Source organism: Chromobacterium sp. HL1 (assembly GCF_057418835.1).
In genome coordinates this window covers 4,513,220-4,534,179 of record NZ_CP162399.1, presented here as the reverse complement: position 1 = coordinate 4,534,179, position 20,960 = coordinate 4,513,220, and the positions used below count along the sequence as shown (strand labels likewise).

Sequence of the window (20,960 nt, the reverse complement as noted above, 5' to 3'; positions counted from 1 at the left end):
GATTTCGTCATCCTTGCCGCAAGACATCATGAAGCTGACTATTGCCCTGTCCAAAGGGCGCATCTTTGAAGAGACCCTGCCCCTGCTGGCCGCCGCCGGCATTTTGCCGGCGGAGGACCCGGAAGCCTCACGCAAACTGATCATCGGCACCAACCATCCGGGCGTGCGGCTGGTGATCGTGCGCGCGTCCGACGTGCCGACCTATGTCCAGTACGGCGCCGCCGATCTGGGCATCGCCGGCCGCGACGTGCTGATCGAGCACGGCGGCGCCGGCCTGTACCAGCCGCTGGATCTCAATATCGCCAAATGCAATATGATGGTGGCGGTGCAGAACGGCTTCGACTACGAGGCCGCGGTGCGCCGCGGCGCGCGCCTGAAGATCGCCACCAAGTATCCGCAGATCGCGCGCGAGCATTTCGCCCGCAAGGGCGTGCATGTGGACATCATCAAGCTCTACGGTTCGATGGAGCTGGCGCCGCTGGTCGGCCTGGCCGACGCCATCGTGGACCTGGTCTCCACCGGCGGCACGCTGCGCGCCAACGATCTGGTCGCGGTCGAACACATCGTCGACATCAGTTCGCGGCTGGTGGTCAACCAGGCCGCGCTCAAGCTCAAACACGACGTGATCCAGCCGGTGCTGGACGCATTCGCCGGCGCCGTGCCGGCCTGAGGTCCGCTCCATGCTGAAACTGTCCTCTTCCCAAGCCGATTTCACCGCCCGCCTGCAGGCGCTGTTGGCCTTTGAAACCGCGCAGGACCCGGCCGTCGACGCCGCCGTCGCCGCCATCTGCGACGACGTCAAGGCGCGCGGCGACGCCGCGGTGATCGACTACACCAACCGCTTCGACCGCATGCGCGCGGTCTCGATGGCCGATCTGACGCTGTCGCGCGAGCAACTGGAAGCCGCCTTCCACCGGCTGAGCGATCCGGTGCGCCACGCGCTGAGCACCGCGGCGGAACGGGTGCGCCGCTATCACGAGAAGCAACTGGCGCATTCCTGGAGTTATCAGGACGAGGACGGCACCTTGCTGGGCCAGCAGGTGACGCCGCTGGACCGCGTCGGCATCTACGTGCCGGGCGGCAAGGCCGCCTATCCCAGCTCGGTGTTGATGAACGCGATGCCGGCCAAGGTGGCCGGCGTCGGCGAAATCATCATGGTGGTGCCGACGCCGGACGGCGAGCGCAACGACCTGGTGCTGGCCGCCGCCTACATCGCCGGCGTGGATAAAGTGTTCACCTGCGGCGGCGCCCAGGCGGTGGCGGCCTTGGCCTACGGCACCGAGACCGTGCCCCAGGTCGACAAGATCACCGGCCCGGGCAACGCCTACGTCGCCGCGGCCAAGCGCCGGGTCTTCGGCGTGGTGGGCATCGACATGGTGGCCGGCCCGTCCGAAATCCTGGTGATCTGCGACGGCGACACCCCGCCGGACTGGGTGGCCATGGATTTGTTCAGCCAGGCCGAGCACGACGAAATCGCCCAGGCCATCCTGCTGTGCCCGTCGGCGGACTATATCGCCCAGGTCGAGGCCAGCATCGCCAGACTGCTGCCGCAGATGCCGCGCCGCGCCATCATCGAGGCCAGCCTCGGCAATCGCGGCGCGCTGATCCAGGTCGGCGATCTGGCGCAAGCCTGTGAGATCGCCAACTACATCGCGCCCGAGCATCTGGAATTGTCGGTGGCCCATCCGGACGAGCTGTTGCCGTTGATCCGTCACGCCGGCGCCATCTTCATGGGCCGTTTCACTTCGGAGAGCCTGGGCGATTATTGCGCCGGCCCCAACCACGTGCTGCCCACCAGCCGCACCGCGCGTTTCGCCAGCCCGCTGGGCGTGTACGACTTCCAGAAGCGCAGCAGCCTGATCCGGGTGTCCCAGGCCGGCGCGCAGACGCTGGGCCAGGTCGCCAGCCTGCTGGCCCACGGCGAAGGCCTGAGCGCGCATGCGCGCGCGGCGGAGCTGAGGCTGGACGCCTAGCGCCGCTGGAGGCGAAACGCCGCTTCATCGCTTAATCTGGATAGGTAACCGGAGAAGGCGATGGCTGGGCTGAAACGCATCATGGCCGGACTCTGTCTGGCCTTTTTCTTGTCCGCGGCGGCAGGGGCGCAACCGCGGGTGCTGGTGGTGGAGAGCTATCACAGCGACTACCCCTGGGATCAGGATTACCGCCGCGCCCTGCAGGAGCGCCTGGGCAAGCGCGCGCAGCTGAGCTATTACGCGATGGACACCAAGCGTCTGCCGCCGGCCCAGCATCAGGCGCGCGCCGACGAAGCGCTGGCGATGGCGGCGAAAATAAAACCTGAGCTCGTCATCGTCGGCGACGACGCCGCCTTGCAAAGAGTGGGCAGCAAGCTGGCCCAGCGGGGCGTCCCGGTGATCTATCTGGGCATCAACAACAATCCGCGCAATTACTTCCCGGGCGCGGCGTCGGGCGTCAGCGGCGTGCTGGAGCGGCCGTTGATTCTGCGCAGCGTCTTCGAATTGGGCAAAACCGTCAAAGGCCTGCGCAGCGCGCTGGTGCTGTTCGACGACGATCTCACCTCGCGCATCATCCGCGACGAGACCTTCGTCGGCCGCGACACCATGCTGCTGGCCAATATCCACGTCGACCTGGCCTTGACCGGCTCCTACGCGGACTGGCAGCGGCGGGTGCTGGGCGCCGCCGGCCGCTATCAGGCGGTCTGGGTCGGCCTTTACTTCACCCTGCGCGACGCCGGCGGCAAGGTGGTGCCCGGCGATGAAGTGCTGCGCTGGACCGCCGCCCACGCCAAGCTGCCGCTGTTCGCGTTCTGGGATTTCGCCGTGGGCAAGGACAAGGCCGCCGGCGGCCTGGTGCTGTCCGGCTACGAGCAGGGCCGCGAGGCGGCCAAGCTGGCCGAGCAAGTGTTGTTCCACGGCAAGCCGGTGGCCAGCCTGTTCCCGGTGACGCCGTCGGAAGGCCGCTATGTTTTCAGCCGCGAAGGCCTGGCGCGAGACCGCATAGAGCTGCCGGCGCGGCTGCGGGAACGGGCGAATTGGGTCGAGTAGCTGAAAGCGAATGAACACGCTACTATAGCTTTTCGTCTTTTCCGATAACACGGCTCCGCCCGCGGGGCTTTTGTTGGCCGCCAGGCCGATTGCGAAGTCATGAAAAAGTCCGTCCGACAGCTGGTGCGCGATGAGATCGCCGCCATCAGCGCCTACCCGGTAGCCTCCGCCGACGGCTACATCAAGCTGGACGCCATGGAGAATCCGTGGCCGCTGCCGGCCGAGCTGCGCCAGGAGTTGGCGCGGACGCTGGCCGACGTCGCCGTCAACCGTTATCCGGACCCGTCCGGCGGCACGCTGAAAGCCCAGCTGAAGCAGGCGTTTTCCATCCCGGAGCCAGCCGAAGTGCTGCTGGGCAACGGCTCCGACGAGCTGATCACCCTGGTGGCGCAGGCGCTGGCCCGTCCCGGCGCCAAGCTGTTGGCGCTGGAGCCGTCCTTCGTGATGTACAAGATGAACGCGCTATTCTCCGGCCTGGACTACGTCGGCGTGCCGCTGCGTTCCGATTTCAGCCTGGACCTGCCGGCGACGCTGGCGGCCATCGCCGAGCATCAGCCGGCGGTGGTGTTCGTGTCCTACCCCAACAACCCGACCGGCCCTCGCTTCGCCCGCGCCGAGGTGGAAGCGATCTGCGAGGCCGCGCCCGGCCTGGTGGTGGTGGACGAGGCCTATCAGGCTTTCGCCAGCGACAGCTTCATGAATCTGGCCGGCCTGCGCGACAATCTGATCGTGATGCGCACGCTGTCCAAGCTGGGCCTGGCCGGCATCCGCCTGGGTTACGCCGCCGGCCCCGCCGACTGGATCCGGGAGCTGGACAAGGTGCGCCCGCCGTACAACGTCAATGTGCTGACCCAGGCCGCCGCGCGCTTCTCGCTGCGTCATATCGAGGTGTTCAACCGCCAGGCCGCGGAACTGTGCGAGGAACGCGGCCGGCTGGCCGCCGGGCTGGCGCGCCACGCCGCCATCGAAGCCTTCCCGTCGGAAGCCAATTTCATCACCATCCGGGTGCCGGACGCGCCGGCCTTGTACCAGCATTTCAAGGCCAGCGGCATCCTGATCAAGCAACTGCACGGCAGCCACCCCTTGCTGGAGCGATGCCTGCGCCTGACCGTGGGCGCGCCGCAGGAAAACGACGCCATGTTGGCGGCCCTGGACGCTTACTTCGCCTGAGCCATGAGAACCGCAACCGTTACCCGCAATACCCTGGAAACCCAGATCACCGTCAGCCTGAATCTGGACGGCGCCGGCGTAGGCCGCTTTGAAACCGGCGTGCCCTTTCTCGATCACATGATGGACCAGATCGCCCGCCACGGCCTGATCGATCTGGACGTGGTCGCCCACGGCGATCTGCATATCGACGCCCATCACACGGTGGAAGACATCGGCATCACCCTGGGCCAGGCCTTCGCCAAGGCGATAGGCGACAAGAAGGGCATCCGCCGCTACGGCCACGCCTATGTGCCGCTGGACGAGGCGCTGAGCCGGGTGGTGATCGACCTGTCCGGCCGTCCGGGCCTGGTATACCAGGTCGAATACACCCGCGCCAGCATCGGCCAGTTCGACGTCGACCTGTTTTCCGAGTTCTTCCACGGTTTCGTCAATCACAGCATGGTCACGCTGCACATAGACAATCTGCGCGGCGTCAACAGCCATCACCAGGCCGAGACCATCTTCAAGGCCTTCGGCCGCGCCTTGCGCATGGCCTGTGAGGCGGACGAACGCATGGCCGGACAGACGCCGTCCACCAAGGGCACGCTGACCGCATAAGTCGGGCGCGCCGTTTTTTCAGGGCTCTGGCCGCATTTGGCCGGAGCGCCGCCACACCCCGAAGCGAGCTTGCAGGATGGCGATTAAAGTTGCAGTAGTGGATTACGGCATGGGCAACCTGCATTCGGTGCTCAAGTCGGCGCAGGCCGTCAACGACATCGGCGCGGACATCTTCCTCACCAGCGAGCCGGAAGCCGTGCTCAAGGCGGACAAGGTGATCTTCCCCGGGCAGGGCGCGATGCCGGACTGCATGCGCGAGCTGAACCAGCACGGGCTGGCCGAGGCGATAAGGGAAAGCACCAAGAACAAGCCGTTTTTTGGCATCTGCGTCGGCGCGCAGCTATTGTTCGAGGAAAGCGAGGAGGGGCCGACTCAAGGCCTGGGCCTGTTCCCCGGCAAGGTGGCGCGTTTTGCCGCCGGGCTGCGCGACGCCGAGGGCGAGCGTTTGAAAGTGCCGCACATGGGCTGGAACCAGGTGTTCCAGACGCGGGTCCATCCCTTGTTCGCCGGCATCGCCGACGGCGAGCGGTTCTATTTTGTGCATAGTTACCACTTTGCGCCGGCCGATGCGGGCCTGACGTTGGCGGAAAGTGAATACCCTGAGCGGTTTTCCTGTATTGTCGGTCGTGAGAACATTTTCGCAAGCCAGTTCCACACCGAAAAGAGCCACCGGGCCGGCCTTCAGATGATGAAGAACTTCCTGGCCTGGGATGGCAGTGTTTAACTCACGTTTGATTTAGCACCATGCTGCTCATACCCGCGATAGACCTGAAAGACGGTCAATGCGTACGCCTGAAACAGGGCGTGATGGACGATGCCACCGTTTTCTCCGACGACCCCGTGCAAGTCGCCGCCCATTGGCGCGATCAGGGCGCTCGCCGCCTGCATCTGGTCGACCTCAACGGCGCCTTCGCCGGCAAGCCCAAGAATCTGGCGGTGATCCGCGATATTCTGGGCGAAGTCGGCAATGAAATCCCCGTGCAATTGGGCGGCGGCATCCGTGATCTGGACACCATAGAGAAGTACCTGGACATGGGCCTGGCCTACGTGATCATCGGCACCGCCGCGGTCAAGACCCCGGGCTTCCTGCACGATGCCTGCGACGCCTTCCCCGGCCAGGTCATCGTCGGCCTGGACGCCAAGGACGGCATGGTGGCGATAGACGGCTGGGCCAAGGTCACCAACCACAAGGTGATCGATCTGGCCAAACGCTTCCAGGACTACGGCGTCAATTCGGTGATCTACACCGACATCGGCCGCGACGGCATGATGAACGGCGTCAACATCGACGCCACCGTCAAGCTGGCGCAGGCGCTGACCATCCCGGTGATCGCCTCCGGCGGCCTGAGCAATCTCGACGACATCCGCGCCTTGTGCGCGGTGAAGGACGAGGGCGTCGAAGGCGCGATCACCGGCCGCGCGATTTACGAGGGCGGCATCGATTTCGCCGCCGCGCAGACGCTGGCCGACGAATTGTCGGACTGAGAGCCTGTTCTCGACTTATCAAGCCATGCCGGCCCGTACGCACTGTTCGGGCCGGTTGGCCGTTTGCCGGACCCCATATGCTTGCCAAACGCATCATCCCCTGTCTGGACGTGACCGCCGGTCGCGTCGTCAAAGGCGTCAACTTCCTGGGTCTGCGCGATGCCGGCGACCCGGTGGAAATCGCCCGCCGCTATAACGAGCAGGGCGCGGACGAACTGACCTTCCTCGATATCACCGCCAGCTCGGACCAGCGCGACATCATTCTGCACGTGATCGAATCGGTGGCGGAGCAGGTGTTCATTCCGCTGACCGTGGGCGGCGGCGTGCGGGAAGTGGCGGACATCCGCCGCCTGCTCAGCGCCGGCGCGGACAAGGTCAGCATCAACACCGCGGCGGTGACCCGGCCGCAGCTGGTGAGCGAGGCGGCCGATCGCTTCGGCAGCCAGTGCGTTGTGGTGGCGGTGGACGCCAAGGCGGTGACGCCGGAGAACGACCGCTGGGAGGTGTTCACCCACGGCGGCCGCACGCGCACCGGCATCGACGCGGTGGCGTGGGCGCGTCAGATGCAGCAACTGGGGGCGGGCGAAATCCTGCTGACCAGCATGGACCGCGACGGCACCAAGATAGGCTTCAATCTGGAGCTGACGCGCGCAGTGTCGGAAGCGGTGGACATTCCGGTGATCGCCTCCGGCGGCGTGGGTACGCTGCAGCACCTGGTGGACGGGGTCAAACTGGGCAAGGCTGACGCGGTGCTGGCCGCCAGCATTTTCCATTTCGGCGAGCACACGGTGGCGGAGGCCAAGCAGGCGATGCGGGACGCCGGCATCGAAGTGCGGCTGTGAGCGCTTTCCGATCGACACTCTTGCCGGCGTCTTAATTTGAGGCGAAGCGGGCGCCGCGCTGAATCATTTGCCGCGCCGCCACTCATAGCCAAGGCGCGCGGCCTTCTAAAGGTGAGCCATGAATTGGTTGGATGAAGTCAAATGGGACGACAAGGGCCTGGTCGCCGCCATCGCCCAGGATGCCGCCAGCGGCCGGGTGCTGATGGTGGCGTGGATGAATCGCGACAGCCTGGCCCTGACCGCTGAAACCGGCGTAGCCCATTACTGGAGCCGCTCGCGCGGCAAGCTGTGGAAGAAGGGCGAGGACTCCGGCCACCTGCAAAGCGTCAAGGAGTTGCGGCTGGACTGCGACGGCGACGTGGTGGTGATGCAGATCGAGCAGGCCGGCGGCATCGCCTGCCATACCGGCCGCGAAAGCTGCTTCTACCGCCGCTTCGATCCGGCGCGGCAAGATTGGGAAGTGGTGGACGCGGTCTTGAAGGACCCGGGCGCCATCTACGGCAAGGCCTGACTTGCGCGCGGTCAACGCCTTGCGGCGGCTGGCCGTTAGAATGGCTGCCGGCAAGGCGATTGTTATCGTTTTGCCATCGGAACGACATATACTTGCCGGGGTTGCGGCGTAAAGGAATAGCGACATGAGCCAGGATGTGCTGAAAACCATCGCGGACACGCTGGAAGCGCGGCGCGAGGCCAGTTCCCAGTCTTCCTATGTGGCGTCCCTGTTTCACAAGGGCGAGGACGCCATTCTGAAGAAAGTGGCGGAGGAGGCGGCGGAAACGCTGATGGCCTCCAAGGACAAGGACAAGCTGCATCTGGTGCGCGAAGTGGCCGACCTGTGGTTCCACAGCATGGTGTTGCTGACCTATCATGGCCTGCGGCCCGAGGACGTGCTGATGGAGTTGAAGCGGCGCGAGGGTATTTCCGGCCTGGATGAAAAGGCCTCCCGCGCCCCCACCCCTTAAGATTGAGCGAGAGCCGACAATAATGACAGACTGCATCTTCTGCAAAATCGTGGCCGGGCAGATTCCGGCCAATAAAATCTACGAAGACGACGATGTGCTGGCCTTCCACGACATCCGTCCGATCGCTCCCGTGCATTTCATGCTGATTCCCAAGCTGCACGTGGATTCGCTGGCCCATTGCGGCCCCGAGCACGAGGCGGTGCTGGGCAAGATGCTGACCCTGGCGCCCAAGCTGGCGCGCGAGCAGGGCCTGGAGGGCGGCTTCAAGACCGGCATCAACACCGGCCGCGGCGGCGGGCAGGAAGTGTTCCACCTGCACGTGCATGTGTTCGGCCACAAGAATAACTGATCGGCCCGCGGGCCCGAAGCGGGAGGCCGGGCGGCCTCCGCGTACTAATTCGATTTGATAAGGAAGTGAATCATGGGTTCTTTCAGCATCTGGCACTGGCTGGTGGTATTGCTGATCGTGGTGCTGGTGTTCGGCACCAAGAAACTGCGCAATATCGGTGAAGATCTGGGCGGCGCGGTCAAAGGCTTCAAGGAAGGCATGAACGGCGAGAACGACAAGGCCGCCAAGGACAAGCCGGCTGAAACCGGCCGCATCATCGACGGCGACGCCGACAAGAAATAAGGCGCGGCTCAAGCGTGTTTGAAATCAGCTTTGGCGAAATCCTGTTGATAGGCGTGGTGGCCCTGGTGGTCTTGGGGCCGGAGCGCCTGCCCACGGTGGCGCGCACCCTGGGCGCGCTGGTGGGCCGCGCCCAGCGTTTCGTGGCCACGGTGAAGTCCGACATCCAGCAGCAGGCCAATCTGACCGGCCTGAACGAATTGCGGCAGGACATCGAGGACGCGGCGCAGTCGTTCAAAGGCCAGCTCGACTCCGAAGTGCGGGGCGTGCGCGAGGCGATGGAGCAGAACAGCGCCGAACTGCGTTCCCTGGCGGACGAGGCGCGCGCGCCGGTGGAAGAGGCGGCCAATCTCATCCACGGCGGCCTGCAGCCGGATCTGCTGGACCCGCTTCCGGCCGACGTCGAGGCGCAGGCCGAGGCGGCGCCGGTCAAGGACGAGAACCAGCTGGACCTGTTCGACGACTTGCCGCCGGCGGCGCCGGCTCCCCAGCCGGCCGATCCGCCATCGCCGCGTTGAGCTTGGCCGCACCCGGCCGGGCGGGACTGGCGCCCGCTCCGGCCGTTCCTGAATCCATTGGACATCCCGCGCATGAATGAACAACCCTTGCTCGCGCATCTGATCGAGTTGCGCACCCGTCTGGTACGGGCGCTGCTCGGCGTCGCGCTGGTGTTTCTCGGCCTGTTCCATTGGTCCGGGGACATCTACCATCTGCTGGCCAAGCCGCTGCTGGACGCGCTGCCTAAGGGGGCGAACATGATCGCCACCGACGTCACCGCGCCGTTCTTCGTACCGGTCAAGGTGACCATGCTGGTGGCCTTCCTGATCTCGTTGCCCAATACCCTGTACCAGATCTGGGCCTTTGTCGCGCCCGGGCTCTACCACCATGAGAAACGGCTGGTGCTGCCCCTGGTAGTGGCCAGTCTGTTGCTGTTCCTCACCGGCATGGCTTTCGCCTACTTCCTGGTCTTCCCCGTGGTGTTCGGCTTCATGTCGGCGGTGACGCCGGTCGGGGTCAGCATGATGACCGACATCGATAAATACCTGTCCTTCGTGCTCGGCATGTTCATGGCCTTCGGCGTCACCTTCGAGGTGCCGGTGGTGGTGATCCTGCTGGTGCGCATGGGCGTGGTGTCGGTGGAAAAACTGCGCCAGGGCCGGCCTTACGTGATCGTCGGCGCCTTCGTGGTGGCCGCCGTCGTCACGCCGCCGGACGTGCTGTCGCAAACCCTGCTGGCGGTGCCGCTGTGGCTGTTGTACGAGGCGGGCATTCTGTTGGCGGTGTTCCTGGGCCGCAAGAAGGAGCGCCCTTTGCTGGAGGATGGTTCATGAATCGAAACGCCTGGCATTACGGCGCGTCGGCGTCGCTGATCGCCCTGATCCTGCTGTGCCTGGCCTGGGAGCTGTGGCTGGCGCCGCTGCGTCCGGGCGGCTCGCTACTGGCGCTCAAGGCGGCGGTGCTGCTGCTGCCGCTGCGCGGCATCCTGGCCCAGCGCCTGTACACCTATCAATGGGCCAGCATGTTCATCTTGGCTTATTTCACCGAGGGCGTGATGCGCGGTTGGGCGGATCGCGGTCTGTCGCAACAACTTGCATGGGGCGAAATCTTCTTAAGCGGACTATTCTTCGTCTGTGTATTGGGCTTTGCCAGAACCTTCAAGTTGTCGCGTCAGCCGCAGTAGACCTTGCGCGCAGCCAAAAGGAAGCCGTCAGCTCATGCTGACGGCTTTTTTTGCGTCCACCGCGCATGCCGGGCGCAGAGTGTGAAACTTGCCGGAGTCATGCGGTGAAAACCGTGAACGGCTTGGTTTACCATCGCGGCGAAACCGCGGACTTGAATCGGCGGGAATCCAAAAAAACATAGTTTGGTTGGGGAGTGTGTAAATGCGGAATATGACGATTGCGGCCCGGATCACCCTGGGTTTCGCCTTGTTGCTGGTGGCGCTGGCGGTGACCAGCTTGCTGGCCTTCATGGGGTTGGGCAGCATTTCCAGCCGGGTGGAGGATGTCAGCACTCATGAACTGGCCTTTTACCGCGACGTGGTGGAGTTGCAGCAGCATATGGGCAATCTGCGGCGTTTCGAGAAGGACTATTTCATCAATCTGGGCGACGCCGCCAAGCGGAGCGAGTACAGCGGGAAATGGAGCAAGACGCTGGACGGCGCGCACGCGGCGATCAAGAGCGCCGGCACCCATCCGCTGAACGGCGACGCCGCCCAGCAGCTGACGACGCTGGACGGGCTGCTCAACAGCTACGCCGACGGCTTCAAGACGGTGGGCGCCAAGGTGGACAAGCAGGAACTGGCCAGCACCAGCGACGCCAACAAGGCGTTTGGCCAGTACAAGGGCAGCATCCACCAGATGGAAGAGGTCTCGGCCAAACTGGCCAAGGGCGCTTCCGACGCGGTGGCGGGGCTGCGCGGCCAGATCGATGCCTCCGCGGACGCGGTGCGCAGCCAGTTGCTGGCCACGGTGGCGGTCGGCCTGCTGGCCAGCCTGGTGGTGTCCTGGTACATCATCCGCTCCATCCGCGTGCCCTTGCTGCAGATGCGGGATTCCGCGCAGCAACTGGCGCAAACCTGCGATCTGAACCTGGAACTGCCGGACTTCGGCCGCAATGAGCTGGGCAGCGTCGGCGAATCGCTGGCCTCGCTGGTCGGCACCGTGCGCCGGCTGGTGCAGGAAGCCCAGGGCCACGCCACGCAACTGGCCAGCGCTTCGGGGCAGATGGCGGACGTCAGCTCCCAGGTGTCCGGCGCCGCGGCCAATCAGGCGGAATCCGCCGCCAGCGGCGCGGCGGCGATCGAGCAGATGTCGGTCAGCATCAATCTGGTGGCGGACAATACCCGCGATGTGGAAGGCCAGGCGCGCCAGACCATGGCGCAGGCGGATCGCGGCAACGGCCTGGCGGAAAAAGCCGCCAGCGAGATCCAGCTGATCGCCAGCGGCATTACCGAAACCTCCACGGTGATGGGGCAGCTCAATCAGCGTTCTAGCGATATCGGCGACATCGTGCGGGTGATCCGCGACATCGCCGAGCAGACCAATCTCTTGGCGCTGAACGCGGCGATCGAGGCGGCGCGGGCCGGGGAGATGGGCCGCGGCTTCGCGGTGGTGGCGGACGAGGTGCGCAAGCTGGCCGAGCGCACCAGCCAGGCCACCACCGAGATTTCCACCCATATCGAAGGGGTGCAGACCGATACCCAGCGCGCCTACCAGAGCATGCAGCAGGCCAACGCCCGCATCGAGAGCGGCGTCAGCAGCACCTCCAGCGTGGCCGAGTCGCTGCGTGAAATCCATCAGCTGTCCCAGCACTCGGTGGAGCGCATCACCGACATCGCCAACGCGATCAAGGAGCAAAGCCACGCCAGCCAGCTGGTGGCGGGCAATGTGGAGCAGATGGCGCAGATGAACGAGAGCACCGCCAAGGCCTCTGGCCAGGCCAGCCAGCTATCGCAGGAGCTGCAGCAGTTGTCGGTGGATCTGGACTCCAATCTCAGGCGCTTCCGCACCTGAGGGAAGGGGCTTCATCTCAGCCGGCGATGCCCAGCGCCTCCAGGCTATTGCGGTACAAGGCCTGGCGCAGCGCCGTCTCCGGCAGGCCGCGCAGCTCGGCTAGCTGCGCGCTGAAGGCGGCCAGATGGGCCGGCTCGTTGGGCCGGTCCTGGGCGAACTCGGGGCGGATGTCCGGCGCGTCGGTTTCCAGCACCAGGCCGGACAGCGGCAGCGTGGCCGCCAGCCGGCGGATGCGCTGGGAGCCGGAGTAGGTCATCGCGCCGCCGAAGCCCAGCTTCATGCCCTGGCGCAGCATCGCGTCCGCTTGCTGCGGGCTGCCGTTGAAGGCGTGGGCGATGCCCCGCTCGACGCGCTGCTCGCGCAGATGCTTGAGCACGCGGTCCACTGATCGGCGCACGTGCAGCACCACCGGCAGCGCGTATTTGCGCGCCAGCTTCAGCTGTTCGACGAACAAGGCCTCCTGCCGCGCCGGATCCAGCTCCGGCAGATAGAAGTCCAGGCCTATCTCTCCCACCGCCTCCGGCCGCTGCTCGCGCAGCGCGCGCTCCAGCTGCTCCAGATGCTCGTCCAGATGCCGTTCCAGATAGATGGGATGCAGGCCGAAGCCTATCCAGCAGCCGTGATCGCGGCGCATGGCGGCGGCCGCGTCGAAGGTGTCGGCGCGCACCGCCGGCACCAGGATCTGGCCGACGCCGGCGGCGCGCGCGCGCTCCAGCACGGCGGACAGCATGGGCGCCAATTCCGGCGCGTCCAGATGGCAGTGGGTGTCGATCAGCGCGCCGGGCGCGGGCAGGGCGGGGAAACGGTGCATGGCGGATTCGTCGTTCGCTCAGCCGGCTTCCGGCTGCAATTGCTGCAGCAAGTATAGCCGTTGGTAGATGCCGCCCTCGGTCATCAAGGCCTCGTGATTGCCGGTTTCGGCGATCTGGCCGTGGTTGAGCACGATGATGCGGTCGGCGTCGCGGATGGTGGACAGCCGGTGGGCGATGGAGATCAGGGTGATCTGGCCGCGCAGCTGTTCCAGCGCTCCTTGCACCAGTTGTTCGGTTTCGCTGTCGATGTGGGAGGTGGCCTCGTCCAGCAGCAGGATGCGCGGCTTGCCCGCCAGCGCGCGGGCGATGGCGATCAGCTGCTTCTGGCCGCTGGACAGCCGCGAGCCGCTCTCGCCCATATCGGTGTCGTAGCCCTGCTCCAGGGCCAGGATCAGATCGTGCGCGCCGGCCGCGCGCGCGGCGTCCTCGATCTGCTGCTGCGTCAACGGCCGGCCCATGGCGATATTGTCGCGCGCGCTGGCGGCCAGCAGAAAGGGCTCCTGCGGCACCAGGCCGACGCCGTCGCGGAAGGCGGCGTCGTCGAAGGCGGCCAGCGGCTGCTCGTCGATCAGGATCTCGCCGCCTTGCGGCGCGTAGAAGCGCAGCAGCAGCGACAGCAGCGTGGATTTGCCGCTGCCGGTGTGGCCGACGATGCCGATGAAGCCGCCGGCCGGAATCTCCAGCGAAAGATCGGGCAATACCGGCCGCTCAGGCTGATAGCCGAAGCTCACCCGGCGGAAGCTGACCGCGCCCCGCTCGATGCGGCCCTGGCCGTGGCCGGCCGCCGCCGCCGGCTCCTGCAGCAGCGCGTCCACCCGCGCCGCCGCCACCACCGCCTGCTGCAGCTGGCTGAACTGCATGGTGATCTGGATCAGCGGGTCCACCATGCGGCCGATATAGCTGATGAAGGCGTAGAGCACGCCGATCTGCAGCGCGCCCAGCGGCCGCTGGCTGAAGCTGTAGATCACCCCGGCCAGCAACAGCACTTTCAGCAGGTCCAGCGCCGGACGCAATAGCCAGGCGTTGGCGCTCAACTCCGCGATCCGCGCCCGGTAGTAATTGTGGTTGGCCTGATCGAAACGCGCGGCGAAGCGGCCGGTGGCGTTGGCGGCCTGCAACACGCTCATGCCGGAGATGGACTCGGCCATCTGGGCGTTGATGTCGCTGCGCAGCGCGCGGGCGCGCGTCACCGACGGCGCGCTCCAGCGCTGGTAGAGCCAGACGATGGCCAGCATCGCCGGCAGCAGCAGCGCCGCCAGCAGCATCAGCCGCCAGTCCAGCCAGGCCATCGCCGCCATCACCCCGATGACCACGATGCTGCTGTCCAGCATCACGAACAGCACCTGCACGTACAAGGCCTTCACTGATTCGGTGTCGTTGGTGACGCGGCTGACCAGCTGGCCGGTGATCGCCTTGTCGAAAAAGGCCATCGGCAGCCGGATCACGTGGCGGTAAACCTGTTCGCGCAGTCTTTGCACCGAGCGCATCGCCACGCCGGACAGGCGCACCAGCTGCAGATAGCGCAGGCTGGACGCGGCGTAGCCGGCCATCAGACAGGCGAGCAGCAGCAGGCCCATTTCCAGCCATTGCGGCGCGCGCGGCAGCAGATAGCGGTCGATGAACACCTTGCCCAGCAGCGGCGACAGCGCCTCCATCAGCGCGGCGGCGATCAGCCACAGCGTGCCCCACAGCACATGGCGCTTTTCCGGCGCGGCGGAGTGGCGCAGCAGGGCCACCGCCCGGCTGCGGTTGATCGCGGATTGATCAGATTTCATCCAGGCTGGCCTCCAGTTGTTGATAGCGCCACTGGCTGGCGTACCAGCCGTTCAATTGCAGCAGCGCCTCGTGGCTGCCGGCTTCGGCGATGCCGCCGTGCTGCAGCACGACGATGTGGTCGGCGTCCGCCACCGCCGACAGCCGGTGGCTGGCGATGATCACGCTGCGGCCGCGGCGCGCCTCGCGCAGATGTTGCAGAATCTGGGTCTCGGTCTGGGTGTCCACCGCGGACAAGGCGTCGTCCAGCAGCAGCAGCGGCGCGTCCGCCAGCAAGGCGCGGGCGATGGCCAGCCGTTGGCGCTGGCCGCCGGACAAGGCCACGCCTTTTTCGCCCACCGGGGTGGCGTAGCCCTGGGCCAGGCGCAGGATGTCCTCGTGCACCGCCGCCAGCCGCGCCACGCGTTCGATCTCGCGTTCGGCGGCGTCCGGGCGCGTCAGCGCGATATTGTCGGCCACCGAGGCGGAGAACAGAAAGGACTCCTGCGGCACCCAGCTGATCGCCGCGCGCAAGGCGTCCATCTTGTATTCCTCCAGCGGCACGCCGTTCCAGCTGACGCTGCCGGCCGGCAGCGGGTACTGGCGCAGCAGCAGGCGCAGCAGCGTGGATTTGCCGCTGCCGGTGGGGCCGACGATGCCCAGGGTCTGGCCGCGGCCCAGGCGCAGATCGATCGCGCGCAAGGCCGGCGCGCTTTGCCCCGGATAAGTGAAGTTCAGGTCGCGCCAGCGCAGTTCGCCGGCCGGCTCCGTGGCGTTGACGCCGCTGTCGTCCACGGACTCGGGCGCGCTCAGCACCGGCTCCAGCCGGTTCCAGCCGGCGCGGCCGCGTTCCAGCAGCGACAGCACCCAGCCGGCGGCGAACATCGGCCAGATCAGCTGGCCCAGATACATGCTGAAGCTGGTCAGCGCGCCTATGGTCAGCTGCTGCTGCCACACCAGATAGCCGCCGATGCCCAGCGTGGCCGCCGCCGCGGTGCTCAGGGTCAGCCCCACCACCGGTTCGAACGCCGCCTCCCAGCGTTGCGCCTCCAGGCTGTTGTCGGCGGCGGAGGCGGCCAGGCCGGCCAGCTCGCGGCTATTGCGTTCCTCCAGGCCCAGGGTGCGCAGCGTGCGCACTCCGCTCAGCGTTTCCTGCACGTGGTCGTTGAGCCGGCTGAAGCTTTGCAGCGAGCCGGCCCAGGCCTGGTGCACGCGGCGGGTGATGCGCCAGAAGGCGAAGGCCATCAGCGGGAAGGGCAGCAGCGCGGCGGCGGCCAGCCGCCAGTCTATGCCCAAGGTCATCATCGCCAGCACCATCACCAGGGTCAGGCTGCCGTCGAAGCCGGCCAGCATCGCCTCGCCGGCGGCCATTTCCACCGCGTCGATATCGTTGGTGGCGCGCGCCATCAGATCGCCGGTGCGCTGGTGATGGTAGAAGCCCGGCCCCTGGCGGCTCAGCCGCTGATACAGCCGGGTGCGCAATTCCACGCCCAGTTGGTAGGCGGCGGCGAAGAGCTGCAGCCGCCAGCCGGCGCGCAGCAGATAGATCACCACGCCGAAGAGCAGCAGCCAGCCCAGCTCGCGCATGAGTTGCGGGGCGCCGAGCTGGCCCTTGGCCAGCAGGTCGACGATTTCTCCGATCTGGCGCGGAATCAGCACGGTGAGCACCGCCACGGCGGCCAGCATCAGCGCCGCGCGCAGATAGTAAGGCCAATGACGGAGGACGAAGTCGCGCAGCAGCGCGGACAGGCTGGCGCCGGGGGCGAGAGCGGACGGGCGTGACATGGCGGGGGCGGATTATCCGGATTGGGTGCGAGCCGAATATTCTATGCCGAATCCGATCGCGGTGTCAGAACCGCTTCAAGCCCGTATCGCGCGAAGCGCGGCGGATCCTGAAGCGGCTCTCGGGCGGGCCCTCGTATGACGGTCTAGCCCTGTTGCGCCGCCGGCTTGGGCCGCGGCTTGCGCACGGTGTGGAACAACACGACCAGCAGCAGCAGGAAGGGCAGGCCGAAGACCAGGGTCAGCCGGAACACCTCGGTGAAGGCGGTGGTGATCATGATCGCCAGCATCAACACCAGGCCGGCCAGCGTGGTGTAGGGAAACAGGCGCATCTTGAACGGCAGATCCAGGCCGCCGGCCTGATCGTGATGGCGGCGGAAACGCAGATGGGTGTAGAAAATCATCAGCCAGGTGAACAGCGCGCCGAACATCGACAGCGCAATCATCAGCGTGAACGCCTGTTGCGGAAACAAGACGTACAGCACCGCCGCCAGCGCGATGCCGCTGGTGGACAGCAGGAGCGCGTTGACCGGGATGCCGCGCTGGTTCAGTTTGCCCAGCCCGATCGGCGCGTCGCCGGCGCGGGACAGGCTGAACATCATGCGGGTGGTGATGTAGAGCTGGCTGTTCATCGCCGACAGCGCGGCCACCACCACCACGAAGTTGAGAATGCCGGCGGCGTAGGGGATGTTCAGCACCTGCATCACGGTGACGAAGGGGCTGTTGCCGGCGCCGATCCGGCCCCAGGGCACGATGGCGATGATCAGGCTCAAGGACAGCAGATAGAACACCACCAGCCGCGCGATGGTGGCGCGGAAAGCCTGGCGCACCGCCTGTTCCGGGTTTTCCGCCTCGCCGGCGGCCACCGCGATCATCTCCACGCTCAGATAACTGAAGATGGAAATCACCACCGCCACCCACATGCCCCAGACCCCGTTGGGGAAGAAGCCGCCGTCGGCGCTGAAGTTGCGCGCGCCGTAAGCGGGGTTGCCGCTGCCCCACACCACATAGCAGCCCATCAGGATGAAGGCGACGATGGCGAAGATCTTGATGGTGGAGAACCAGTACTCCACCGTGCCGAAGGCCTTGACGCTGGTGGCGTTGACGCCGATCAGCGCGCTGGAGAACAGCAGAATCCAGATCCAGGGCGGGGTGTCGGGAAACCAGTAGCGCATGTATTCGGCCACGGCGGTGATTTCGGTGCCCACCGCTAGCACCACGCAGGCCCAATAGCTGTAGCGCACCAGGAAGCCGGCCAGCGGGCTGACGTAGTGCTCGGCGTAGGCGCCGAAGGAGCCGGAAGTGGCGTGCGCCACCGTCATCTCCGCCAGGCAGCCCATCAGCAACAGGGTGATCAGGCCGCCTATGGCGTAACTGAGCACCACGCTGGGGCCGGCGAAGCCGATGGCGAACTTGCTGCCTAGGAACAGACCGGTGCCGATGGCGCCGCCGATGGCGATCATGCTCATCTGTCCGGCGCTGAGCCGGCGCTGCAGGCCCTGTTCCCTATCCTTGATGTCCTGGAAACTGCTCATGATGTTCTCCTCTGTCTATGCGGCGCGGTCTGGCGGGATCTGACGTCCCTTGCGCTATGGCGCCGCCGCGCGGGGCTGCCGGCGGCGGTTTGATGCGGCGCGCGGCCAAGCCGCGCGCCATGCAGGTTTTGAACAGCTCTCAGAACGTGCTGACGATCTCGCGAGCTAGGGCGAGACAAGGCGAAAACGAGCGAAAAAGCGGAATGTACGAGGGGTACATGAGCATTTTGAGCTTGTACTCACCGTGCAACGCTCCACGAAGCGCAGCAGATCGTAAACAGGTTCTCAGGTCACCGCGCCGCGGCGGTGGAACTCAGGCTTGTCCCAGCTACCGCTGTCCAGAATCTCGCGCAGGATTTCCACCGCGTCCCAGATGTCGGCATGGCTCAGGTAGAGCGGAGTGATGCCGAAGCGCAGCACTTCCGGCTCGCGGTAATCGCCGATGACGCCGTTGGCGATCAAGGCCTGCATCACCGCGAAGCCTTGCGGATGGCGGAAGCTGATGTGGCTGCCGCGGCGCGCGTGCTCGCGCGGGGTGATCAGGGTCAGCGGGTGGCCGCCGCAGCGCTGTTCCACCAGCTCGATGAAGAGATCGGTCAGCGCCAGCGATTTGGCGCGCAGCTGCTGGGCATCCACCTGGCGCGCCACGTCCAGACCGCATTCCACCAAGGCCAGCGACACGATGGGCTGGGTGCCGCACAGGAAGCGGCGTATGCCCTGGGCCGGCGCGTAGTCGGCCGCCATCTCGAAGGGCTTGGCGTGGCCCCACCAGCCGGACAAAGGCTGCCAGAAAGCGTTCTGATGGCGCGGGGCCACCCAGATGAAGGCGGGTGAGCCCGGTCCGCCGTTCAGGTATTTGTAGGTGCAGCCCACGGCGAAATCGGCGTCCGCGCCGTTCAGGTCCACTTGCAGCGCGCCGGCCGAGTGCGCCAGGTCCCAGATCGCCAGCGCGCCGCGCTGATGGGCGCTGCGGGTGACCGCGGCCATATCGTACAAATAACCGGTGCGGTAATTGACGTGGGACAGCAGCAGCACCGCCACGTCCTCGTCCAGCGCCTGTTCCAGCGGCAGCGCCTCGTCGATCAGACGCAATTCATAGCCCTGCTGCAGGAATTCGATCATGCCCTGGATCATGTAGAGATCGGTGGGGAAGTTGTCGCGCTCGGACAGGATCACCTTGCGCTCCGGATGAGCTTGCCGCTGGATGCGCAGGGCCGCCGCCAGCGCCTTGAACAGATTCAGCGAGGTGGTGTCGGTGACCACGGTTTCACCGGGACCGGCGCCCAAGAGCGGCGCCAGCTTGTCGCCCAGACGCGTCGGCATGTCGAACCAGCCGGCGGTGTTCCAGCTGCGGATCAGATCATGGCCCCATTCGCCGGTGATCACCTGCCGGCTGCGCTCCAGCGCGCCCTTGGGCAGCACGCCCAGCGAGTTGCCGTCCAGATAGAAAGTGTTGGCCGGCAGATCGAACCGCTGGCGGAAGCCGGCCAGCGGGTCTTGCTGATCGGCGATGAGACAAGCTTCGCGAGTGTGTTTCATGGCGGGTCCTACACGAGAGGGGTGGAAACGGGCAAGGGCCGCAGCACGGCGCGCACCGGGCTGGCGTCCAGATTCATCAACTTCAGCGGCAGCGCGATCAACTCGTAATCGCCCTCCGGCGCGTGATCCAGCAGCAGCTGTTCCAGGATGGCCATGCGCTGGCGCGCGGTGGCGTGATGGGCGTCCATGGTCTTGCTGTCCATCGGGTCCAGCGAGGCGGTGTCCACGCCTATCAGCCGCACGCCCTGGCCGCCCAGCCAGTCGATGGCGGCGGCCTCCACGCCGGGGAAGTCCGCGTCCCAGGCCTCCAGCGGATAGCGCGCGTAACTGCGGATCAGCAGCCGCGGGGGCAGCGGGCCGGACCGGGCCTCAAGCCGCGCGCGGATCTGCTCCAGCCGGATCAGCGGGCCGGGGGACAGGCAATGGATCAGCCGGCACGGCCCCAGATAGGCGTCCAGCGCCACCTGGCCTATGCCCTGGCCGGCGGCCTGGAAGTGAGCCGGCGCGTCGGCGTGCGCGCCGCTGTGAGGCGACAGCGTCAGCCGCGCCACATTGACCGGACAGTGGGCGTCCAGCTGCCAGGCGGGGCTGGCGTCGAAGGCGGTGTCGCCGGGCCAGACAGGCAGGCCGGCGCGCAGCGGGGGGCTGATATCGAGCAACATGGAGCGGTTCCTGAGCGGTAAGAAGCCTGGAATCATGCTAGCACCAAGGCATCCGCCAGAAATTGCAAGTTGGTCTTGCTAATGGCATGCTTTTCGCAGGAACTGCAGCGGAGCAGACAGATAACGATGGGAAATTGCAAATGCAGCTTGACGCGATAGATTGCCGGATTCTTTCCGCATTGCAGCACAACGCCAGGCTCAGCAATCAGGATCTGGCCGACCAGGTGGCCCTGTCTCCGTCCGCCTGTCTGCGGCGGGTGCGCGCGCTGGAAAGCCAGGGACTGATCCGCGGCTATCACGCCCAACTGGACCCGGCCCTGCTCGGCTACGAGCTGGAAGCCATCGTCCACGTGACGCTGGATCGGGCGCGCGAAGACTGGCATGAAGACTTCATGGAGCGCATCCGGCAGTTTGAGGAAATCGCCGCCGCCTACATCGTCGCCGGTCCCAGCAACTACGTGCTGCATGTCCGTTGCCGCAATCTGGCCGCCTTCAGCGGCTTCATCGTGGAGCGGCTGAACCGCATTCCCGGCATGCGCGACATCTGCTCCTATATTGTGATGCGCACGCTCAAGGATCAGCGCTGGCAAGTGCCGCTGGACGGTAAATAGCCGCGTGCCGGGTGGGGCCGGCGCGGAGAAGGGCTTGGTATAATT

Annotated in this window: 23 protein-coding genes; 17 read left to right on the top strand and 6 right to left on the bottom strand. The window is 66.1% G+C overall.

Annotated features, from left to right (window positions below):
- Window positions 1-28 precede the first annotated feature (28 nt).
- The 16 genes from hisG (at window position 29) to AB1Z25_RS20610 (ending at window position 12,222) form a co-directional block, all read left to right on the top strand.
- Complete coding sequence (gene hisG / locus AB1Z25_RS20685) at window positions 29-670, top strand: ATP phosphoribosyltransferase (RefSeq protein WP_107800989.1); 642 nt, start codon at window positions 29-31, stop codon at window positions 668-670.
- Window positions 671-680: 10 nt separating this feature from the next.
- Window positions 681-1,973, top strand: coding sequence for a histidinol dehydrogenase (hisD, locus tag AB1Z25_RS20680; protein ID WP_107800988.1), 1,293 nt, complete (start codon window positions 681-683; stop codon window positions 1,971-1,973).
- 60 nt (window positions 1,974-2,033) lie between these two features.
- The gene (locus tag AB1Z25_RS20675) at window positions 2,034-3,023 is read left to right on the top strand and encodes an ABC transporter substrate-binding protein (protein WP_235085897.1); all 990 of its coding nucleotides are present in this window, start codon (window positions 2,034-2,036) and stop codon (window positions 3,021-3,023) included.
- Between the two features lie 99 nt (window positions 3,024-3,122).
- Window positions 3,123-4,193: a histidinol-phosphate transaminase gene (hisC, locus tag AB1Z25_RS20670; protein WP_337882520.1), complete on the top strand. Its 1,071-nt coding sequence runs from the start codon at window positions 3,123-3,125 to the stop codon at window positions 4,191-4,193.
- Between the two features lie 3 nt (window positions 4,194-4,196).
- The gene (hisB, locus tag AB1Z25_RS20665; RefSeq protein ID WP_107800985.1) at window positions 4,197-4,790 is read left to right on the top strand and encodes an imidazoleglycerol-phosphate dehydratase HisB; all 594 of its coding nucleotides are present in this window, start codon (window positions 4,197-4,199) and stop codon (window positions 4,788-4,790) included.
- An 82-nt stretch (window positions 4,791-4,872) separates the two neighbouring features.
- Complete coding sequence (gene hisH / locus AB1Z25_RS20660; RefSeq protein WP_107802036.1) at window positions 4,873-5,514, top strand: imidazole glycerol phosphate synthase subunit HisH; 642 nt, start codon at window positions 4,873-4,875, stop codon at window positions 5,512-5,514.
- A gap of 20 nt (window positions 5,515-5,534) precedes the next feature.
- Complete coding sequence (gene hisA / locus AB1Z25_RS20655; RefSeq protein ID WP_107800984.1) at window positions 5,535-6,275, top strand: 1-(5-phosphoribosyl)-5-[(5-phosphoribosylamino)methylideneamino]imidazole-4-carboxamide isomerase; 741 nt, start codon at window positions 5,535-5,537, stop codon at window positions 6,273-6,275.
- A 77-nt stretch (window positions 6,276-6,352) separates the two neighbouring features.
- Window positions 6,353-7,117, top strand: coding sequence for an imidazole glycerol phosphate synthase subunit HisF (hisF, locus tag AB1Z25_RS20650; RefSeq protein WP_019103912.1), 765 nt, complete (start codon window positions 6,353-6,355; stop codon window positions 7,115-7,117).
- 118 nt (window positions 7,118-7,235) lie between these two features.
- Window positions 7,236-7,628 (top strand): phosphoribosyl-AMP cyclohydrolase, encoded by a 393-nt coding sequence (gene hisI / locus AB1Z25_RS20645; RefSeq protein WP_107800983.1) that lies wholly within the window; start codon window positions 7,236-7,238, stop codon window positions 7,626-7,628.
- 124 nt (window positions 7,629-7,752) lie between these two features.
- Complete coding sequence (locus AB1Z25_RS20640; RefSeq protein ID WP_043589545.1) at window positions 7,753-8,079, top strand: phosphoribosyl-ATP diphosphatase; 327 nt, start codon at window positions 7,753-7,755, stop codon at window positions 8,077-8,079.
- A 22-nt stretch (window positions 8,080-8,101) separates the two neighbouring features.
- Complete coding sequence (locus tag AB1Z25_RS20635; protein WP_107800982.1) at window positions 8,102-8,428, top strand: histidine triad nucleotide-binding protein; 327 nt, start codon at window positions 8,102-8,104, stop codon at window positions 8,426-8,428.
- Between the two features lie 72 nt (window positions 8,429-8,500).
- Window positions 8,501-8,710, top strand: coding sequence for a Sec-independent protein translocase subunit TatA (tatA, locus tag AB1Z25_RS20630; RefSeq protein ID WP_043589548.1), 210 nt, complete (start codon window positions 8,501-8,503; stop codon window positions 8,708-8,710).
- 14 nt (window positions 8,711-8,724) lie between these two features.
- Entirely contained in the window at window positions 8,725-9,225 is a 501-nt protein-coding gene (gene tatB / locus AB1Z25_RS20625) for a Sec-independent protein translocase protein TatB (protein WP_107800981.1), read from the top strand.
- 72 nt (window positions 9,226-9,297) lie between these two features.
- Window positions 9,298-10,038 carry a twin-arginine translocase subunit TatC gene (gene tatC / locus AB1Z25_RS20620; RefSeq protein WP_107802034.1) on the top strand — a complete coding sequence of 247 codons (741 nt, stop codon included), beginning with the start codon at window positions 9,298-9,300 and terminating at the stop codon, window positions 10,036-10,038.
- A complete protein-coding gene (locus AB1Z25_RS20615; protein ID WP_107800980.1) occupies window positions 10,035-10,388 on the top strand; it encodes a DUF2069 domain-containing protein in 354 nt (117 codons plus the stop codon). Before tatC ends, AB1Z25_RS20615 begins: the two co-directional genes overlap by 4 nt.
- Window positions 10,389-10,590: 202 nt before the next feature.
- Complete coding sequence (locus AB1Z25_RS20610; RefSeq protein ID WP_107800979.1) at window positions 10,591-12,222, top strand: methyl-accepting chemotaxis protein; 1,632 nt, start codon at window positions 10,591-10,593, stop codon at window positions 12,220-12,222.
- A 16-nt stretch (window positions 12,223-12,238) separates the two neighbouring features.
- Here the strand turns inward: AB1Z25_RS20610 and AB1Z25_RS20605 are convergent, their stop codons facing one another.
- From AB1Z25_RS20605 to kynB, 6 genes are all read right to left on the bottom strand, one after another.
- A complete protein-coding gene (locus AB1Z25_RS20605) occupies window positions 12,239-13,033 on the bottom strand; it encodes a TatD family hydrolase (RefSeq protein ID WP_107800978.1) in 795 nt (264 codons plus the stop codon).
- Between the two features lie 18 nt (window positions 13,034-13,051).
- A complete protein-coding gene (locus AB1Z25_RS20600) occupies window positions 13,052-14,809 on the bottom strand; it encodes an ABC transporter ATP-binding protein (RefSeq protein ID WP_107800977.1) in 1,758 nt (585 codons plus the stop codon).
- Window positions 14,799-16,571 carry an ABC transporter transmembrane domain-containing protein gene (locus AB1Z25_RS20595; protein ID WP_107800976.1) on the bottom strand — a complete coding sequence of 591 codons (1,773 nt, stop codon included), beginning with the start codon at window positions 16,569-16,571 and terminating at the stop codon, window positions 14,799-14,801. The genes AB1Z25_RS20600 and AB1Z25_RS20595 overlap by 11 nt, the downstream gene beginning before the upstream one ends.
- Before the next feature lie 143 nt (window positions 16,572-16,714).
- The gene (locus AB1Z25_RS20590; RefSeq protein ID WP_227105538.1) at window positions 16,715-18,103 is read right to left on the bottom strand and encodes an amino acid permease; all 1,389 of its coding nucleotides are present in this window, start codon (window positions 18,101-18,103) and stop codon (window positions 16,715-16,717) included.
- 285 nt (window positions 18,104-18,388) lie between these two features.
- On the bottom strand, window positions 18,389-19,642 hold the full coding sequence (kynU, locus tag AB1Z25_RS20585; RefSeq protein ID WP_486636073.1) for a kynureninase: 1,254 nt from the start codon (window positions 19,640-19,642) through the stop codon (window positions 18,389-18,391).
- 8 nt (window positions 19,643-19,650) lie between these two features.
- A complete protein-coding gene (kynB, locus tag AB1Z25_RS20580; RefSeq protein WP_486636072.1) occupies window positions 19,651-20,304 on the bottom strand; it encodes an arylformamidase in 654 nt (217 codons plus the stop codon).
- 140 nt (window positions 20,305-20,444) lie between these two features.
- On the opposite strand from kynB, the gene AB1Z25_RS20575 reads away from it, so the two are divergent.
- Complete coding sequence (locus AB1Z25_RS20575; RefSeq protein WP_107800972.1) at window positions 20,445-20,915, top strand: Lrp/AsnC family transcriptional regulator; 471 nt, start codon at window positions 20,445-20,447, stop codon at window positions 20,913-20,915.
- Window positions 20,916-20,960 lie beyond the last annotated feature (45 nt).

What these genes read in the sequence shown, in the direction of transcription:
- AB1Z25_RS20640 (WP_043589545.1), top strand. Translation starts at nt 7,753, where the DNA reads ATGAGCCAGGATGTGCTGAAAACCATCGCGGACACGCTGGAAGCGCGG.
- AB1Z25_RS20605 (WP_107800978.1), bottom strand. Translation starts at nt 13,033, where the DNA reads ATGCACCGTTTCCCCGCCCTGCCCGCGCCCGGCGCGCTGATCGACACC.
- AB1Z25_RS20615 (WP_107800980.1), top strand. Translation starts at nt 10,035, where the DNA reads ATGAATCGAAACGCCTGGCATTACGGCGCGTCGGCGTCGCTGATCGCC.
- AB1Z25_RS20590 (WP_227105538.1), bottom strand. Translation starts at nt 18,103, where the DNA reads ATGAGCAGTTTCCAGGACATCAAGGATAGGGAACAGGGCCTGCAGCGC.
- hisA (WP_107800984.1), top strand. Translation starts at nt 5,535, where the DNA reads ATGCTGCTCATACCCGCGATAGACCTGAAAGACGGTCAATGCGTACGC.
- hisI (WP_107800983.1), top strand. Translation starts at nt 7,236, where the DNA reads ATGAATTGGTTGGATGAAGTCAAATGGGACGACAAGGGCCTGGTCGCC.
- hisB (WP_107800985.1), top strand. Translation starts at nt 4,197, where the DNA reads ATGAGAACCGCAACCGTTACCCGCAATACCCTGGAAACCCAGATCACC.
- AB1Z25_RS20675 (WP_235085897.1), top strand. Translation starts at nt 2,034, where the DNA reads ATGGCTGGGCTGAAACGCATCATGGCCGGACTCTGTCTGGCCTTTTTC.
- hisF (WP_019103912.1), top strand. Translation starts at nt 6,353, where the DNA reads ATGCTTGCCAAACGCATCATCCCCTGTCTGGACGTGACCGCCGGTCGC.
- tatC (WP_107802034.1), top strand. Translation starts at nt 9,298, where the DNA reads ATGAATGAACAACCCTTGCTCGCGCATCTGATCGAGTTGCGCACCCGT.
- AB1Z25_RS20635 (WP_107800982.1), top strand. Translation starts at nt 8,102, where the DNA reads ATGACAGACTGCATCTTCTGCAAAATCGTGGCCGGGCAGATTCCGGCC.
- AB1Z25_RS20600 (WP_107800977.1), bottom strand. Translation starts at nt 14,809, where the DNA reads ATGAAATCTGATCAATCCGCGATCAACCGCAGCCGGGCGGTGGCCCTG.
- AB1Z25_RS20610 (WP_107800979.1), top strand. Translation starts at nt 10,591, where the DNA reads ATGCGGAATATGACGATTGCGGCCCGGATCACCCTGGGTTTCGCCTTG.
- tatA (WP_043589548.1), top strand. Translation starts at nt 8,501, where the DNA reads ATGGGTTCTTTCAGCATCTGGCACTGGCTGGTGGTATTGCTGATCGTG.
- hisC (WP_337882520.1), top strand. Translation starts at nt 3,123, where the DNA reads ATGAAAAAGTCCGTCCGACAGCTGGTGCGCGATGAGATCGCCGCCATC.
- kynB (WP_486636072.1), bottom strand. Translation starts at nt 20,304, where the DNA reads ATGTTGCTCGATATCAGCCCCCCGCTGCGCGCCGGCCTGCCTGTCTGG.
- AB1Z25_RS20575 (WP_107800972.1), top strand. Translation starts at nt 20,445, where the DNA reads ATGCAGCTTGACGCGATAGATTGCCGGATTCTTTCCGCATTGCAGCAC.
- hisD (WP_107800988.1), top strand. Translation starts at nt 681, where the DNA reads ATGCTGAAACTGTCCTCTTCCCAAGCCGATTTCACCGCCCGCCTGCAG.
- hisG (WP_107800989.1), top strand. Translation starts at nt 29, where the DNA reads ATGAAGCTGACTATTGCCCTGTCCAAAGGGCGCATCTTTGAAGAGACC.
- kynU (WP_486636073.1), bottom strand. Translation starts at nt 19,642, where the DNA reads ATGAAACACACTCGCGAAGCTTGTCTCATCGCCGATCAGCAAGACCCG.
- AB1Z25_RS20595 (WP_107800976.1), bottom strand. Translation starts at nt 16,571, where the DNA reads ATGTCACGCCCGTCCGCTCTCGCCCCCGGCGCCAGCCTGTCCGCGCTG.